The organism is Heliomicrobium modesticaldum Ice1, assembly GCF_000019165.1.
Classification (GTDB): Bacteria; Bacillota; Desulfitobacteriia; order Heliobacteriales; family Heliobacteriaceae; genus Heliomicrobium; species Heliomicrobium modesticaldum.
This window is the reverse complement of record NC_010337.2, coordinates 2,548,861-2,564,140: the sequence shown is the minus strand read 5'-3', so window position 1 is coordinate 2,564,140 and position 15,280 is coordinate 2,548,861. Positions and strand designations below refer to the sequence as shown.

General features: G+C 54.4%; 12 protein-coding genes and 7 tRNA genes. 9 read left to right on the top strand and 10 right to left on the bottom strand.

What is annotated here, in order from left to right:
* Positions 1-37: 37 nt before the first annotated feature.
* Positions 38-868, bottom strand: coding sequence for a methyl-accepting chemotaxis protein (locus HM1_RS16470; RefSeq protein ID WP_041313876.1), 831 nt, complete (start codon positions 866-868; stop codon positions 38-40).
* A 414-nt stretch (positions 869-1,282) separates the two neighbouring features.
* On the opposite strand from HM1_RS16470, the gene gap reads away from it, so the two are divergent.
* The 3 genes from gap to corA all read left to right on the top strand — a co-directional run bounded on the left by gap (position 1,283) and on the right by corA (position 3,687).
* On the top strand, positions 1,283-2,287 hold the full coding sequence (gene gap / locus HM1_RS11865) for a type I glyceraldehyde-3-phosphate dehydrogenase (RefSeq protein WP_041315542.1): 1,005 nt from the start codon (positions 1,283-1,285) through the stop codon (positions 2,285-2,287).
* A gap of 133 nt (positions 2,288-2,420) precedes the next feature.
* Entirely contained in the window at positions 2,421-2,591 is a 171-nt protein-coding gene (locus HM1_RS16560) for a DUF2197 domain-containing protein (RefSeq protein WP_012283621.1), read from the top strand.
* A 124-nt stretch (positions 2,592-2,715) separates the two neighbouring features.
* Positions 2,716-3,687, top strand: a complete 972-nt coding sequence (gene corA / locus HM1_RS11860; protein ID WP_012283620.1) for a magnesium/cobalt transporter CorA — start codon at positions 2,716-2,718, stop codon at positions 3,685-3,687.
* A gap of 87 nt (positions 3,688-3,774) precedes the next feature.
* On the opposite strand, the gene HM1_RS11855 is transcribed toward corA, so the two are convergent.
* Positions 3,775-4,707, bottom strand: a complete 933-nt coding sequence (locus HM1_RS11855) for a S8 family peptidase (protein ID WP_012283619.1) — start codon at positions 4,705-4,707, stop codon at positions 3,775-3,777.
* A gap of 178 nt (positions 4,708-4,885) precedes the next feature.
* On the opposite strand from HM1_RS11855, the gene HM1_RS11850 reads away from it, so the two are divergent.
* From HM1_RS11850 to ltrA, 3 genes are all read left to right on the top strand, one after another.
* Positions 4,886-5,626 carry a hypothetical protein gene (locus HM1_RS11850; protein ID WP_012283618.1) on the top strand — a complete coding sequence of 247 codons (741 nt, stop codon included), beginning with the start codon at positions 4,886-4,888 and terminating at the stop codon, positions 5,624-5,626.
* A gap of 137 nt (positions 5,627-5,763) precedes the next feature.
* A complete protein-coding gene (locus HM1_RS11845) occupies positions 5,764-6,477 on the top strand; it encodes a cytochrome c biogenesis CcdA family protein (protein ID WP_012283617.1) in 714 nt (237 codons plus the stop codon).
* Positions 6,478-6,920: 443 nt separating this feature from the next.
* Positions 6,921-8,348 (top strand): group II intron reverse transcriptase/maturase, encoded by a 1,428-nt coding sequence (gene ltrA / locus HM1_RS11840; protein WP_012281204.1) that lies wholly within the window; start codon positions 6,921-6,923, stop codon positions 8,346-8,348.
* 117 nt (positions 8,349-8,465) lie between these two features.
* Here ltrA and HM1_RS11835 read toward each other — a convergent pair.
* The 8 genes from HM1_RS11835 to HM1_RS11800 all read right to left on the bottom strand — a co-directional run bounded on the left by HM1_RS11835 (position 8,466) and on the right by HM1_RS11800 (position 9,342).
* Positions 8,466-8,541, bottom strand: a tRNA-His gene (locus tag HM1_RS11835).
* Positions 8,542-8,550: 9 nt separating this feature from the next.
* Positions 8,551-8,625, bottom strand: a tRNA-Gly gene (locus tag HM1_RS11830).
* Between the two features lie 4 nt (positions 8,626-8,629).
* Positions 8,630-8,705, bottom strand: a tRNA-Lys gene (locus HM1_RS11825).
* Between the two features lie 18 nt (positions 8,706-8,723).
* Positions 8,724-8,798 (bottom strand) — tRNA-Gln (locus HM1_RS11820).
* Positions 8,799-8,802: 4 nt separating this feature from the next.
* Positions 8,803-8,887 (bottom strand) — tRNA-Tyr (locus HM1_RS11815).
* Positions 8,888-8,893: 6 nt separating this feature from the next.
* Positions 8,894-8,969 (bottom strand) — tRNA-Phe (locus HM1_RS11810).
* Positions 8,970-8,971: 2 nt separating this feature from the next.
* A tRNA-Glu gene (locus HM1_RS11805) sits at positions 8,972-9,047 on the bottom strand.
* A gap of 109 nt (positions 9,048-9,156) precedes the next feature.
* Complete coding sequence (locus HM1_RS11800; protein WP_012283616.1) at positions 9,157-9,342, bottom strand: hypothetical protein; 186 nt, start codon at positions 9,340-9,342, stop codon at positions 9,157-9,159.
* 202 nt (positions 9,343-9,544) lie between these two features.
* Here HM1_RS11800 and HM1_RS11795 point away from each other — a divergent pair, with 202 nt between their 5' ends.
* The 3 genes from HM1_RS11795 (at position 9,545) to mutS (ending at position 15,278) form a co-directional block, all read left to right on the top strand.
* On the top strand, positions 9,545-11,017 hold the full coding sequence (locus tag HM1_RS11795; protein ID WP_012283615.1) for a PAS domain-containing sensor histidine kinase: 1,473 nt from the start codon (positions 9,545-9,547) through the stop codon (positions 11,015-11,017).
* Between the two features lie 94 nt (positions 11,018-11,111).
* Positions 11,112-12,437: a tRNA (N6-isopentenyl adenosine(37)-C2)-methylthiotransferase MiaB gene (gene miaB / locus HM1_RS11790; RefSeq protein WP_335324166.1), complete on the top strand. Its 1,326-nt coding sequence runs from the start codon at positions 11,112-11,114 to the stop codon at positions 12,435-12,437.
* Between the two features lie 108 nt (positions 12,438-12,545).
* The gene (gene mutS, locus HM1_RS11785; RefSeq protein WP_012283614.1) at positions 12,546-15,278 is read left to right on the top strand and encodes a DNA mismatch repair protein MutS; all 2,733 of its coding nucleotides are present in this window, start codon (positions 12,546-12,548) and stop codon (positions 15,276-15,278) included.
* Positions 15,279-15,280 lie beyond the last annotated feature (2 nt).

The window sequence follows — 15,280 nt, the reverse complement described above, 5'->3', positions numbered from 1 at the left end:
AACCTGCAGGATCATGCCCGACAGGTTTTTTTTCATCTCAAACCAGATCTTGCGCCATTTCCGTAAGTCGTTCCGCCATGCGGCTGATCTGATCCAGGGCCTGGGTGATGTTTTCCGCCATGTGCACCTGGGCCTGGGTGATCTTGTTCAGTTCTTCGCTCTCTTTGGATACGGTCAGGATCAGTTGATGGATGCGGCTCAGCGTGCCCGCGATTTGATCGGCTGAACGGGCGCTGTCCTGGGCTAGCTTTTGGATTTCCCCGGCCACGACGGCAAAGCCAAGACCTAACTCGCCGGCCCGAGCGGCCTCTATGGAGGCGTTCAATCCGAGCAGGCGCGTTTGATTGGCCACCTTGCGGATAAAGTTGACCACATCGTCAGTGGCGGCAACTTTTTCTTTCGCCTCTGTCGATGTCTCATTCAGCGCTGTGTTGGCTTGGACCAGATCCTGTGAAGACTTGGCGATGATGCCGGCGGAGGCGTTTATCTCCTGGACAGAGGCGTTTAATTCTTCCGCCATCGCTTGCAGAGCCACTTGGCGGTGAATGGGGGTCGCGAAGGCCACGGCGCCCAGGATCTCGCCGCCGGGACCGGGGATCGGCCAACCGACAGCCATGTAGTCAACGCCGTAGACAGACTTATCTACCTTGCGGGTGACGCGCCGGTTTTCGGTGATGGCAACGTAGGCTGCCGTCGTCGAAGGCAACGTTTCGCCGGGGCGGATGCGGAGATTGAGGTCAGGCGCCGGGGTATAGGACAGAACCTTTAGGTTGCGGTCACAAACGGTAACGGAAGCGGCTTGAGGCAGGAATTCATTGATGTGTTTGCTGATAGCTACAAAATGATCCAGCAAAGTCATGTTGCTCATCGAGATTCCTCCATATTCGATTGCCCGATTCGATCTTCGGTTGCCCGATTCGATTACCTAGTCGGGTGACTCCACCCAATCCATTACCGGATGCCCCGATGTAACCGCAAGCAAAGGGGAGGAGCGGCAACATTTGTGAAAAGGGGAGCATCGATCAAATAGGGTGTATTTATCAGAATATTTCATCGACTTAAGCTTTACCTGCATTTTATGATAAACACAAGGCCGCTCTTGGTCAACGTACGATTTCTTTAGACAAAGTTCGCGAAGGGGAAAAACCCTTTCTAGTGAATAAAATAACATTTATTAAAAATAAGACATACTATATGCCTATTTTTTGCGCTTAAAAGCAGGAAATTAAAAGCGTGGGTCGAAATAGTGTCACCGAATTGTTACGTAAGGAGTGCATTATTGTTGGCCGTAAAAGTGGGGATTAATGGCTTTGGCCGTATCGGGCGCAACGTTTTTCGGGCGTCCGTCGACCGCGATGATGTGGAGATCGTCGCCGTTAACGTCACCTCGGATCCGCAAACGACAGCCTACCTGGTGAAGTATGACTCCGTTCATGGCACTTTTAACGCCGATGTGAAAGCCGCAGAAGACAGCATCATCGTCAACGGCAAACCTGTCCGCATCGTGTCTGATCGCGACCCCGCTCGGCTGCCTTGGGGCGATCTGGGCGTTGATATTGTTATCGAGTCGACGGGGAAGTTCAATAAAGGGGAAGAAGCGGCCAAGCATCTCGTCGGCGGCGCCAAAAAGGTGATCATCACAGCTCCCGCCAAAAATGAAGATGTCACCATCGTGATGGGGGTCAATGACCATATTTACGACCCGGAACGGCATCATATCATTTCTAACGCCTCTTGCACGACCAATTGCCTGGCGCCCGTAGCCAAGGTGCTCCATCGCGAGTTCGGCATCGTAGAAGGCTTGATGACGACGGTTCACGCCTTTACCAACGACCAGCGCATCCTCGATGATGCCCATAAGGACCTGCGCCGCGCCCGCGCCCTCGATCTCTCTATCATTCCCACGACCACCGGGGCTGCCAAGGCCGTTTCTCTCGTCCTCCCCGAGCTGGAAGGCCGGTTGAACGGTTTTTCCTTGCGTGTGCCTGTTCCGAATGTCTCTGTCGTTGACCTCGTTGTCACCCTGGAACGCCCCGTCGATAAGGAGACGATCAACGAAGCGCTCCGCGTTGCGGCGAAAGGGGATATGGAAGGGATCCTCTCCGTCTGCGACGAGCCCCTCGTCTCCAACGATTTTCTGGGCACCCACTACTCGTCCATCGTCGACGCCTTGTCCACCATGGTCACGTCCGGCCGCATGGCCAAGGTCGTTGCTTGGTATGACAACGAATGGGGCTATTCCTGCCGCGTCCTTGATCTGGCAGCAAAAGTGGGGAAAGGACTATAAGTCGGATGGCTGAAGACTTGTTTTTCTAGGCTCGGCAGACTAGCGCGCTCCTTTGTAATCGTGCGCTCTTGCGAATGGGATGTAGGAAGATCGCGCTCCTTTGTCGAAGCTGTTAGTGGTGAGGAGGTGCCTTATGGAAGCGCGCTGTATGCTCTGCGGAAAGAAGGACGAAATCGACAAAAGCCATCCCAAGTGGTCCGACTTTCAAGGAAAAACGAAAATTACCGGATACATATGCCTGCGCTGTACGGCCAAGATTAACTTTGAGGCCAATGAGTCGCAAAAGGTACCCAAACCGATGTAGGGACGGCGAAAGCCGTTTCTCTTTTTTGGGGACAATGAATTGAATGAGCTTGGCGTATTGACAGTATGGGTGGGGAAAGAGTACATTGGATCCGGGTCAGGCGGGCCATGGGAGGTAGAACGAAATGATCAAGACCTATATCTTCGATGTGCAGCAAGATAAGGTACTCCATGACATCAACCTAGATCATTTGGAGCAATGGCTCGCTTCCCCGGATAACCTGATCTGGATTGATCTCTATGATTATGACGCTGACGAGGTCAACCGGGTGGCCCGTGTCTTCGACTTTCACCCGCTGGCCATCGAAGACGTGCTCCATGCCAGCCCCCGCGCGAAGGTTGACCGGTATGACCGATACTTTTTCTTTGTCTTTCACGCCCTCCGCTACGACGAAGAAAGCGACGATGAGTTGACCCTCTTCGAATTGGATGTTTTTTTGGGCAAAAACTACATTGTCACGCTGCACCGTTCCGCATTGCCGGCCGTCGGTCGTGTGGCCTATCACTGCCTGCGGGGAACGCGGCTCATGAATCGTGGCCCCGATTATCTTATCTATGCCATCGTCGACGGCATCATCGATGAGTACTTTCCCATTGTGGAACGACTCGGTGACCGGATCGACGAACTTGAAGATGAGCTGTACATCAACCCGGCCCGCGAGACGACAGACGAGATGCTGGCGCTGAAGCGAACCTTGCTTCTCCTGCGCAAGACTGTGCTGCCCCAGAAGCGGATCTTTTCCAATATCAACGGCCGCTACTCTTTCGAAGTGCGCGAAGACAACCGCCCCTATTATCTCGATTTGGTGGACCATATCGAGCGGATCTCTGACACCATCGACACCTACCGCGACCTCGTCAATAGCGCTATGGACACCTATTTCTCGATTATCTCTAACCGAACGAACGAGATCATGCGGGTGCTGACGATCATCTCAACCATCTCCATGCCGCTGACGGTCGTCACGGGCGCCTTCGGGATGAACGTGCCCATCCCCGCCCAAGATTATCCCTTTATGTTCTACGCCATCTGGTTGAGCATGGCGGCGCTATCGGCAGGGATGATTTATTGGTTCCGGCGAAAGAATTGGATATGAGCAGGACTGCCCTATTATAATTTAACGAAGAGACGCTATTCCAATCGCGGAATGGCGTCTTTCTTCTTTCGTTTCCTCTCCTTTGAACTAAAATCGGAAAAAACCATAGCCATAATCCTTCCGGTCTCCGATGGCAACGGCATGTTCCATCATGAACCGGCGCACGTCAGCCGGATTGGGGAGGGTGCCGGATCTCTTCCGTCTTTCTGCCATCATCAACGCGACGGCGCCGGTGATATGGGGCGCAGCCATACTGGTACCGGAAAGGCGCACATAGCGGTTTAAGGGATAGGTGCTTAGGATGTTGACACCTGGAGCGGCCAGGAACAATTCCGGTCCTTGGCTGGAAAAGGAGGCCCGTTTGATGCTGCGGTCGACGGCGGCTACCGTGAGCACCAGATCGGCCCAGCGCCCCGGATAATCGATAGAGTCCTTTGTAAACGCTTTAGAGGCATCGTTCCCGGCAGCGGCTACAAAAGTGAGCCCTGCCCGATTGGCCTTTTCCATGATGGCGCGCAGTTTGGCGTTCGGCTTTTGGCTCCCGAAGGATAGGTTGAGCAGATGAATACCATAGTCAAACGCCCAATTGATAGCGGCGATGACATGCTCCTGACCGCCTTCTCCTTTTTCATCGAGCACCTTGAGCGCGTACAGTTGAGTTTTCGGGGCGACGCCGACGATGCCGATGCCGTTGTCCGAGCCGGCGATGATCCCTGATACATGAGTGCCATGACCATGATCATCGGCATAGTTGTCATTATCGTCAAGAAAGTTGTAGCCTCCCCGGATATTCTCTTTCAAATCAGGGTGCGCCCTATCGATACCTGTGTCCAAGACAGCGACACGAATGTTTTCCCCTTTCGAACGCAGCCATTGTCGGGGTGCGTTCATCAGCTGAATGCCATAATCGATCACCTGTCCGGGCACTCGATCCATGATTCGGTGGATAGTGAGAGGGAAGAGATGGGTTTTCCCGTACTGTGGCAGTCCAGCGCCTCGGGTTGTGACGATATCTCTCATGTAAAAAAGCTCCTTTCCCACAAGCAGCGACGTAGTCGTAATCCAACTTATGGAAAAGAAGGTTATTCCGTTCCCGTCTGGTTCGACAAAAGCGGTGAAAAAACGAAAGAGGAAAGCAGAGGGAATCGACGAATAGATAAGTGGATAAAAATGGAAATAAATTTCGGGGGGGCTTGCCATGGGGATGTTGGTCAAACTTTTCCAACGGCGCGGCAGTGGATGGAATGACCCATCGCCGAAAGAATTGTCTTTGCCGCCAGGCTTGGAGATTTCCGACCAGTGGAACGGAGCAGGTTATGAGGGGTTTCGCAAGCTGGGAAAACAGGAACCGCAGCTCTACGATGAGGAAGAAAGGCGGTTGCTGCGAGATATCAACCTGTCCCTGATCATTATCAAGATGACATTCCAACTGGCCGATGATCGCAGGTTCGCTTCTGGCATGGTGGCTCGCCACTTGCAGCCTTTTGTCGTCCTGGACATGGATAAGTCGCGAAAATCCTACTTACAGTTGCTTGCCCAGGTGGCTCGTGACGAATCAGCCAATTTTGCTACCCGAGCAGGCTTCGAGAGCTTTGAGGCCTTGGGCCGGAGGTGGCAGAAGTCCGGAAAAGATCTCTACGATCAGTCCCTCCTGATGGGGCCGATGGGGGACCAGATTGAGAGCAAGCTCCAGCACATCCTGCGCAAGTTCGCCAAGGCGGCCCAGGCGCCCTATTTGACGGTGGTGACGCGGTTGCCGGCGGAGCCGTTGCGAATCGAGATCCCGCGTTTTCAGGTGCTCCGTCCTTTTATCATCGGCGGTATCCCCTGCGCCAGCTTCGAGGATGCGCGACTGCTGGCCCAGACGCTGGCGCCTGCCGTGGCCCGTGACGAAAAGGACGGGCTGATTGAGCACTTTACCAGTCATTACATCGATTGAACCTTGTCCTGTTGGGGCAAGGTCTTCGGCAAGCACAAGAAGAAGATTGATTCATAGAAAGCGTCTTTCTCTTTTCTCTTGAACCCTCCGTCATTCTGCGCTAAACTGTGATGGAGAATAGGGGGGAGGGGTATCGTTTGGACTCGGTTTCCTTGACAGTAGCGTTTCTCGCAGGAATCGCTTCCTTCTTATCGCCCTGCGTATTACCGCTCGTGCCGGCTTATGTGACGTACCTGACCGGCTCTGTCGTCGCGGAACTGCCTCAGGGCGAAGCGGCGAAACCGAACAATCCTTTTTGGCGCGCCATCGCCTTTGTCCTCGGCTTCTCTGTTGTCTTCATCGCCCTAGGAGCGACGGCTACGGTGATCGGAAAATGGTTGGTCCAATACCAAGGGGGCTTGCGCGTGACCGCTGGCGCGATCATCGTCCTTTTCGGCCTTCATCTAAGCGGGCTGTTGCCGATTCCCGGCCTCTATCGGGAGGTTCGCCTGGGAGGTAAGCCGAAGACAGGCGGATGGCTGGGTGCCTTTCTGTTGGGCATGGCTTTCGCCGCCGGGTGGTCGCCCTGTGTAGGGCCAATCCTGTCGGCCATCTACATCTACGCAGCTACTGGAGAGACACTGGGTCAGGGATTAGCGCTGCTGACCGCCTACTCGACGGGGTTGGCCATTCCTTTCCTGGTGACAGCCCTGTCGATCGCCAGGTTTGATTTCTGGTTTCGGCGCATGAGCCGCCATCTCACCAAGATCTCTATGGCCAGCGGCCTCATCATGGTGGCCGTCGGGATATTGATCCTGACGGACCGACTGGGCAGAATGAGCGCCTACCTGGATTTTCTTCCGAACTTCTGAAACTTCTGATAAATGGCCAAAAAAAGACCCGGGGAAGAACTCCCTGGGTCTTGCTCGGTGCGCCCGGCATGGGCGTTGTCTCTAGGGTGGAAGTCCCGAACGCCGAAGGTGGCAGTAGGCGTTAGCTTAAGGCAAGGGTGTCCGCCGCGAGGCGGAATCTGAAGGAAGCCAGCGGCAAACCTCCGGCCCGAGGACCACGAACCCCAGGTGAGGCTAGCGGCAGTTGGATGAGCTTGCCGAACAAAGCGAAGTCCTTGTCACCGAAGGCTGCCGAGAGTAAATGGGGCGGGTAGATGGAGGGAAAGGCAACGTTCTTACCCGGGGAGGCCTGCCGGGGGACCAAGTAACTTGGGAAACCACGCCGAAAGGCGTGGCTGAACCGGCAGGAGTCAGCAGAGGTCATAGTAGGCTGGCCCGACGTCCGGCCAGATGAAGGACCGAACATGATGGAAGGGGAAGCGACGATGCGTTCGCGTGACGCGCAGAGACAGCCGAATATCCCGAAAGGGAACTGCCAACGGGAGGAAGCGGTGAATCCGCAGGGGACCGGTGGAGTGCCGAGCGCGTTACCGGCACAAGAAGCGAAGCAACCCCGCGAAGAGACGTATGACCTGATGGAGAAAGTCGTCGAACGAGGGAACATGACGGAAGCGTATAAGCGAGTCATGGCCAACAAAGGCGCGGCCGGAATCGACGGTATGGGGCTAGAATCCCTGCGCCCGTACCTAAAAGAGGAATGGTCGCGCATTAAACAGGAATTGTTGGAGGGGACCTATCGACCGCAACCGGTCCGGCGGGTTGAAATTCCCAAACCCCAAGGCGGAACACGGAAGCTGGGCATTCCCACTGTCGTCGATCGACTGATCCAACAGGCCCTGAACCAGATCCTGATGCCGATCTTCGACCCTGACTTTTCCACGAACAGCTACGGATTTCGTCCGGGAAAGAGTGCGCACCAAGCGGTGAAGAAAGCGAAGGAATACATCGCCGACGGCTACCGATGGGTGGTTGACATGGACCTGGCCCAGTTCTTTGATCGCGTCAATCACGACATTCTCATGGCGCGCGTAGCGCGCAAGGTGAAGGACAAACGAATCTTGAAGTTGATCCGAGAATACCTCAAGGCCGGGGTCATGCTCAACGGGATTCGTGTGAAGAGCGAGGAAGGAACACCCCAGGGAGGTCCACTCAGCCCTTTGCTGGCGAACATCATCCTGGATGATTTGGATAAGGCACTGGAAAGCCGGGGACATCGCTTCTGCCGGTACGCCGACGACTGTAACGTCTACGTCCGCAGTCGACGGGCAGGGCAACGAGTGATGGAGGGTATGGCAAAGTTTCTGGAGGGGCGGTTAAAACTGCAGGTCAACTGGGAGAAAAGCGCAGTCGACCGACCCTGGAACCGAAAGTTTCTGGGGTTTTCATTTACGTGGCATAAGGCAGCAAAGATTCGGCTCGCCCCCCAAACGGTGAAACGGGTGAAAGAGAAGATCCGCCAGTTCACTGGGCGGAACCGAAGCATTGCGATGGAGGACCGACTGGTCACCCTCAACCAATACCTGAAAGGCTGGATGGGCTACTTTCGACTCATTGACACGCCAAGCGTACTTAAAGAGTTGGATGAGTGGCTTCGCCGACGACTGCGGATGTGCCTGCTCAAGCAATGGAAGCGCCCGAAGACACGAAGACGAAACTTAGTGGCGTTGGGGATCCCGGAGGAATGGGCATGCAACATCAGCGGCTCACGAAAAGGATATTGGCGTCTGTCCTTGACCCCGCAAATGAATAAAGCCCTTGGCCTCGCCTACTGGCGGGAACAGGGCTTAGTCAGTTTAGTCGAAACATACCAATCTCATCGTCAACCAGCATGAACCGCCGTATACCGAACGGTACGTACGGTGGTGTGAGAGGACGGGGGTTAATCACCCCCTCCTACTCGATTATTAAGAAAAAAAGCTGTGTCTTTAAGCCACAGCTTCCTGTCACAATGGGGCGGTTGAGGGGACTTGAACCCCCGAATGCCGGAGCCACAATCCGGTGCGTTAACCACTTCGCCACAACCGCCATAATGAATGGAGCGGAAGACGAGATTCGAACTCGCGACCCTCGCCTTGGCAAGGCGATGCTCTACCGCTGAGCTACTTCCGCAACATGGTGATCCATGCTGGACTCGAACCAGCGACACCCTGATTAAAAGTCAGGTGCTCTACCAACTGAGCTAATGGATCAGGAGAGTGAGACCAAAATGGCTGGGGTGGCTGGATTCGAACCAACGAATGGCGGAGTCAAAGTCCGCTGCCTTACCGCTTGGCTACACCCCAGTGATGGTGGAGGGAGAAGGATTCGAACCTTCGAAGGCAGAGCCGGCAGATTTACAGTCTGCTCCCTTTGGCCACTCGGGAATCCCTCCGTGAAATGGTGCCTCGGGGCGGAATCGAACCACCGACACGAGGATTTTCAGTCCTCTGCTCTACCGACTGAGCTACCGAGGCGTTGGTGACCCGTAGGGGATTCGAACCCCTGTAACCGCCGTGAAAGGGCGGTGTCTTAGACCGCTTGACCAACGGGCCAATTCGAAGCGCAAGAGGAATTATAACGGATTTACAAAGGCAAATCAACAATATTTTTAACGGAGAAAGTAGAAATATATTCTTCCTGATGGATAAGCCGATTGGCGCTCTAACGGTTCTCTCGCGGCTTTTCTCGCGTCTTTTGCGTCTTTGAAGCACCTTTTGCTTGTTTTGCCAGATTCCCTTTCCCTGCCGCCTGCATCCGGTTTATTTTGATGCGCGCAGCGATGTACCCGATAAGCAGCGCCAAAGCGATGGCACCCATGTAGAGTCCGATCGATTCATGGACCGTCATGGCAATCCCCTTTCATTGTCGTGTCGTTCCTTACTTCACTAATGTAACCGATGGGAGGTGAATAAACAAGGAAGTGGTTGGAAGTGGCTTGAAAAAGATAGAAGCATAGAGATGAAATCGCTATGCGTGACAAAAAAAGGGAGGAAATAGACCCTTTTAGTCGAAGGAGTAAATAATATATTGCATCAGGGAGGTGGGAAAGATGCATCCCGACTTGTCGAAAGAACAGGACGATTACCGGCTCATATTTGAACACGCTGCTGTCGGATTGTGCTTGAACGACCTGGAGGGGAAATGCCTGAAGGCAAACAAAGCCTTTTGTTCGATCGTCGGTTATTCGGAACAGGAACTGCTGCATATGCGCTTTCAGGATTTTTCCCACCCCGACGATGTAGAAACGGAAGGGGAGTATTTGCGGCGTCTCCATTCCGGTGAATTGGACGGCTATACACTGGAAAAGCGATATATCAATCGCAGTCGGTTGATCTGGGTTCAACTCACTATCGTTCCGATTAAGGATCAGTATGGACGTCTTGTCTATACGCTCGCGCAAGTGCAGGATATCACTGAAGAAAAACGGATCGAAGCCGAGCTGCACTCTCAGACGGAATTGCTGCGTGAAGAGAGGGACAGCGCCGAAAACCAGATCCGGCAGTTTTTTTCCCTATCGGTCGATTTGATGTGCGTTGTCGGCATGGATGGTTATTATAAACAGATCAACAGCGCCTTTTCCCATGTGCTGGGCTATAGCGAAGAAGAACTGATGGCCACCCCCTATCTAAGTCTGATTCACGAAGATGATCAGATCAAGGTGAAGGCGTTGAACTGGGAGCAATTTAAGAGCCAACCCTTGCGAGACCTAGAGGTGCGTCATCGATGCAAGGATGGATCCTATCGGTGGATTTCCTGGACATCAGTGGTGAACTTGCAGACGGGGCTGATTTATGGTGTCGGCCGTGATGTTACTGTACAAAAACAGTTGGAGCAGGAACTTCTCTCCATTGACCGGTTAAACATCATCGCGCGGATGGCCGCCGGGCTGGGACATGAGATCCGCAACCCTATGACGACTGTCCGGGGCTTCCTTCAGATCATGTCCAAGATGGATGAAAATGAAGAGCGTCGCCGGTACTTTGAATTGATGATCAGTGAGCTTGATCGTGCCAATGCGATCATCACTGAGTTTCTGAGTTTTACCCGACGTAAATCGAAAGATCCCCAGCCAAGCAACCTGAAAAGGCTGGTCGAGGACTTTTTCCCCTTGTTGCAAGCCGATGCGCTGCGGGAAGACAAGTGGATTCAATTGGAACTGGCCGATGTGCCCGATCTGATCCTCGATGAAAAGGAGATTCGTCAACTGCTTTTTAATCTTGTTAGAAACGGCTTGGAAGCTATGGCGCCCGGAAAGTGCGTCACGATTCGGACAGCTGTTGATGATGATGTCGTCGTCTTGCAAATCGAGGACCAAGGTTCTGGGATATCGGACAAGGATATGAAAAACCTGGGCGTTCCCTTTTTCACCACCAAAGACAAGGGAACAGGGTTAGGCCTGCCTATCGCTTACAACATCGCCAGTCGTCATAAGGCGAAGATAACCGTGGAATCAAGCTCAAAAGGGTCCTGTTTTAGTGTCCACTTTCCCATTGGCTATTCTGTCCCGGCGCGTCGGGAATAGGCCAGGGGTATTTTTCTGTACAGGTCTCCGCTTTTCAATAATCACCGCAGTGGGTATAATGATCTAACCGAAAAAAATGTTGAGGAGCAGACCTGTGAGCGAAAAGAAGGATACCTATCATATTTTGACTTACGGTTGTCAGATGAACGAACGGGATACGGAGTCGCTGGCTGGCTTTCTCCAGCAGATGGGATATACGGCGTCCACCCCGGAAGAGGCTCGCATCTTGCTGATCAACACCTGCTGTGTCCGTGAATCGGCGGAGCGCAAGATATTAGGCAAGTTGGGTGAACTGCGCAAGTATAAGTTGGTCCGGCCCGAAGTGGTCATCGGCATCGGCGGCTGTATGGTCCAGCAGCCGGGCATGAGCGAGCGGATCCGCAAGGAATATCCTTATGTGGATATTGTTTTCGGCACTCACAACCTGCATCAGTTGCCGCGCATGCTCGAGCAGTGCCAGTTTGGACAGGTTGTCGAGGTTTGGGACAGCGAAGGCGAGGTCACCGAGAACCTGCCGGAGCGTAAGGCAGAGGGCATCAAGGCCCATGTGACGATCATGTACGGTTGCAATAACTTCTGCAGCTATTGCATCGTTCCCCATGTTCGTGGTCGGGAACGCAGCCGTGCGCCGGAAGACGTGATCCGGGAGGTCCAATCCCTCGTCGCTCAGGGCGTGAAGGAAGTGACACTTCTTGGACAAAATGTTAACGCCTATGGCAAGGATCTGAATCGGCAGGTTTCCTTCGCCGACCTGCTGCGGATTGTGAACCAGGTGGAAGGGCTGAAACGGATACGCTTCACCACATCCCATCCAAAGGATTTCAGTCTGGAGCTGATCGCGGCGATGGCTGAGTTGGACAAGGTTTGCGAACAGATCCACCTGCCTGTTCAGGCCGGGAGCAACCGGATCTTGGCGGCCATGAACCGCGGCTACAGCCGGGAACAATACATGGAGTTAATTGGCCAGATCCGCCGGGCTATGCCTGATGTGGTGCTGACGACGGACCTGATCGTCGGGTTTCCCGGTGAGACGGAAGAGGATTTTGCTGACACCCTCGATTTGATTGAAAAGGTTCGTTATGACAACGCTTTTACCTTTCTGTACTCCAAGCGCAGTGGCACGCCTGCGGCGGAATTCGCAGAACAGGTCGATGCCGAGATAAAAAAAGCGCGCTTCCAGCGTCTGTTGCAACTGCAAAACCGGATCAGCCTGGAACATAATCAGGCCATCATCGGGTCTGTCCAGGAGGTTCTCGTTGAAGGCCGTAGCAAGACCAATAAGGAACTGATGACCGGAAGGACACGAGGCAACAAGATCGTTGTCTTCGCCGGCGCCGACTATCAGGTGGGGGAGATAGTCTCGGTTCGCATTGATGAGGCGCGGACGTGGACATTGTTGGGAACGATGGTATCAAAGTAGTGCTAAGGTAGGCGCCGTTGGCGGTCAGGATGGCCGGGTTCGCAAAGATAACTAGGATAATAGTGAAAAGATGCCCTGTGGACATTTTCGTTATGAGGTATCACCACCATGAAAGCTGTCACTCCCATGATGAAGCAATACCAGGAGATCAAGAATCGCCACCCTGACGCAATACTTTTTTTCCGTCTCGGTGATTTTTATGAGATGTTTGGTCCTGATGCTCTCCTGGCATCGCGAGAACTGGAGATCACCCTTACGGGACGGGAAGCTGGCCTGGAAGAACGCATCCCCATGTGCGGTGTGCCCTATCACTCCGCCCAAGGGTACATATCGCGCCTTGTCGAGAAGGGGTATAAGGTCGCCATCTGCGAACAGGTAGAAGACCCGGCCGCCGCCAAAGGGATTGTCAAGCGGGAGATTGTCCGTGTCGTCACCCCTGGCACCCTGATGGACACAAACGTCCTTGAAGAAAAGAGCAACAACTACCTCGTCGCCGTGGCCCACATCGCTGATGAGTGGGGGCTGGCTGCGCTCGATGTCTTTACCGGTGATTTTATGGCGGCTCGCTGGTATGATTGTGACCTGGTGGCGCTTCAGGCAGAACTCCTCCGCTTGGCTCCTAAAGAACTGCTCGTCTATCCTGCTGTAGCGGCCAATTTTCCCGAATTGACAGATGGTTGGAAGAAGCAGGGCATTCTCGTCAGCTCGTATCCGGCAGAAGACCTGACAGTGGAACAGGCGACGACAGTCATCAAGGGGCAGTTTAACCTGTCCAGTCTGGAAGCTTTTGGTTGTGCCCACTGGCCAGCGGCCATCGTCGCCGCTGCCATCAACCTGCGCTATGTCCAGGATACCCAAAAGGCCAATCTGCCCCATATCACCCGCTTGAGGACCTACAGGACGGACCATTTTATGCGCCTCGACCCGGCTACTCGTCGCAATCTGGAATTGACCCGGACGATGCGGGAGGGTAGTCGCAAAGGCTCCCTGTTAGGGGTGATCGACAAGACCGTCACGGCCATGGGCGGCAGGTTGATCAAGCGCTGGATCGAACAGCCCCTGACGGACGTCGAGGCGATCTGTAAACGCCAGGCTGTCGTTGCAGCGCTGGTCGATGACGGGCTTTTGCGCCAGGATGTGCGGGCGGGGCTGCGGGCGGTGTACGATCTGGAACGGCTGGCCGGTAAGGTGGCGTACGGTTCGGCGAACGGGCGGGACTTGATCGCCTTGGCGTCATCGCTGGAGGCGCTGCCGACTGTCTTGGACAAACTGCGCCAGGGTCCATCGGTGCTCGAAAAACTCGCCAGCCGGATCGACGCGCTCACCCCTGTGGCCCGGCGCATCACAGAGACGCTCGTCGACGATCCACCTGTCTCTGTCCGCGATGGCGGCCTGATCCGCAGTGGCTTTCACCCGGAAGTGGACGAACTGCGAAAGATCGCCGGTTCCGGTAAAGAGTGGCTGGCCCATATTGAACAGCGGGAGCGGGAGCGGACAGGGATCCGGTCTTTAAAGGTAGGTTTTAACAAGGTCTTCGGCTATTTTATTGAAGTGTCTAAAGCCAATATGACCAGCGTTCCGGCTGATTACATCCGACGGCAGACCCTGGCCAACGGTGAGCGATACATCACGCCGGAGTTAAAAACGTATGAGGAGAAGATCCTCGGCGCAGAAGAAAAACTGACCCAGTTGGAATACCGTCTGTTTACAGAATTGCGGAGCTCAATAGAGGCCCTGTTGCCGCAGTTACAGAAGACGGCAGAGCAGGTGGCCCATCTTGATGTCTTTGCCGCCTTGGCCCAGGTGGCTGTTGAACAAGGCTATGTCTGCCCGGATATTCATGATGGCACAGAGATCCACATCCAGGGTGGTCGACATCCTGTCGTGGAGGCGCATCTGGGGCCTGGTGTCTTCGTGCCCAATGACACGCGCTTCTGTGATGGAGAGACGTTGCTTTTGATCACGGGCCCCAATATGGCCGGTAAGAGCACCTATATGCGTCAGGTTGCTCTGATCGTGCTCCTGGCCCAGGTGGGGTCTTTTGTTCCGGCCACCGCAGCTGCTATCGGCGTAGTGGATCGCATCTTCACTCGCGTCGGCGCCTCTGATGATCTCGCGACAGGCCAAAGCACCTTTATGGTTGAGATGACCGAGGTGGCCCATATCCTGCATCATGCCACGTCACGCAGTCTTGTCGTCCTTGATGAGGTGGGGCGCGGGACCAGCACCTTTGATGGCATGGCCATCGCCTGGGCAGTGGCAGAGGCGATCCAGCGACTGGGCGCCAAGTCCCTTTTCGCCACCCATTATCACGAACTGGTCCGCCTGGAAGAAACCCTCCCCGGTGTGCGCTGCTACACCATCGCTGTTCGTGAATCGGGTGACGATATTGTCTTTTTGCACCAGATTCGTCCCGGCGGTGTCAATAAAAGCTATGGCATTCAGGTGGCGCGTTTGGCCGGGTTGCCCTCTTCCGTCATCCTGCGGGCACGGGAGATCCTGGCCAACCTGGAAAGTGAATCAAAAAAACGTCCGGAGCAAAAGGCCCTTGCGATGACAACAAATACAACCTCAGATCAAAGCGTCTCTGTTGCCGTTGTAGCCAATGAAACGTCTAGTCACTTTGCTCATGAAGCCTCTGTCTTTCTATACGATGACAGCGACCCGGGGCAGTTGATGCTCTTTGGAGAACAGAGCGATGCTTCAAGGCCTATCATGGGGAGCGAGGCCATCTTCCGCTTGGCCGAGGCACTCGATCGTCTGGACATCAACCGTATGACGCCTCTGGATGCCCTTAACTGGCTAGCCAAACAGCAGAAGAAATTGAAACGGGGGAGGTAGCC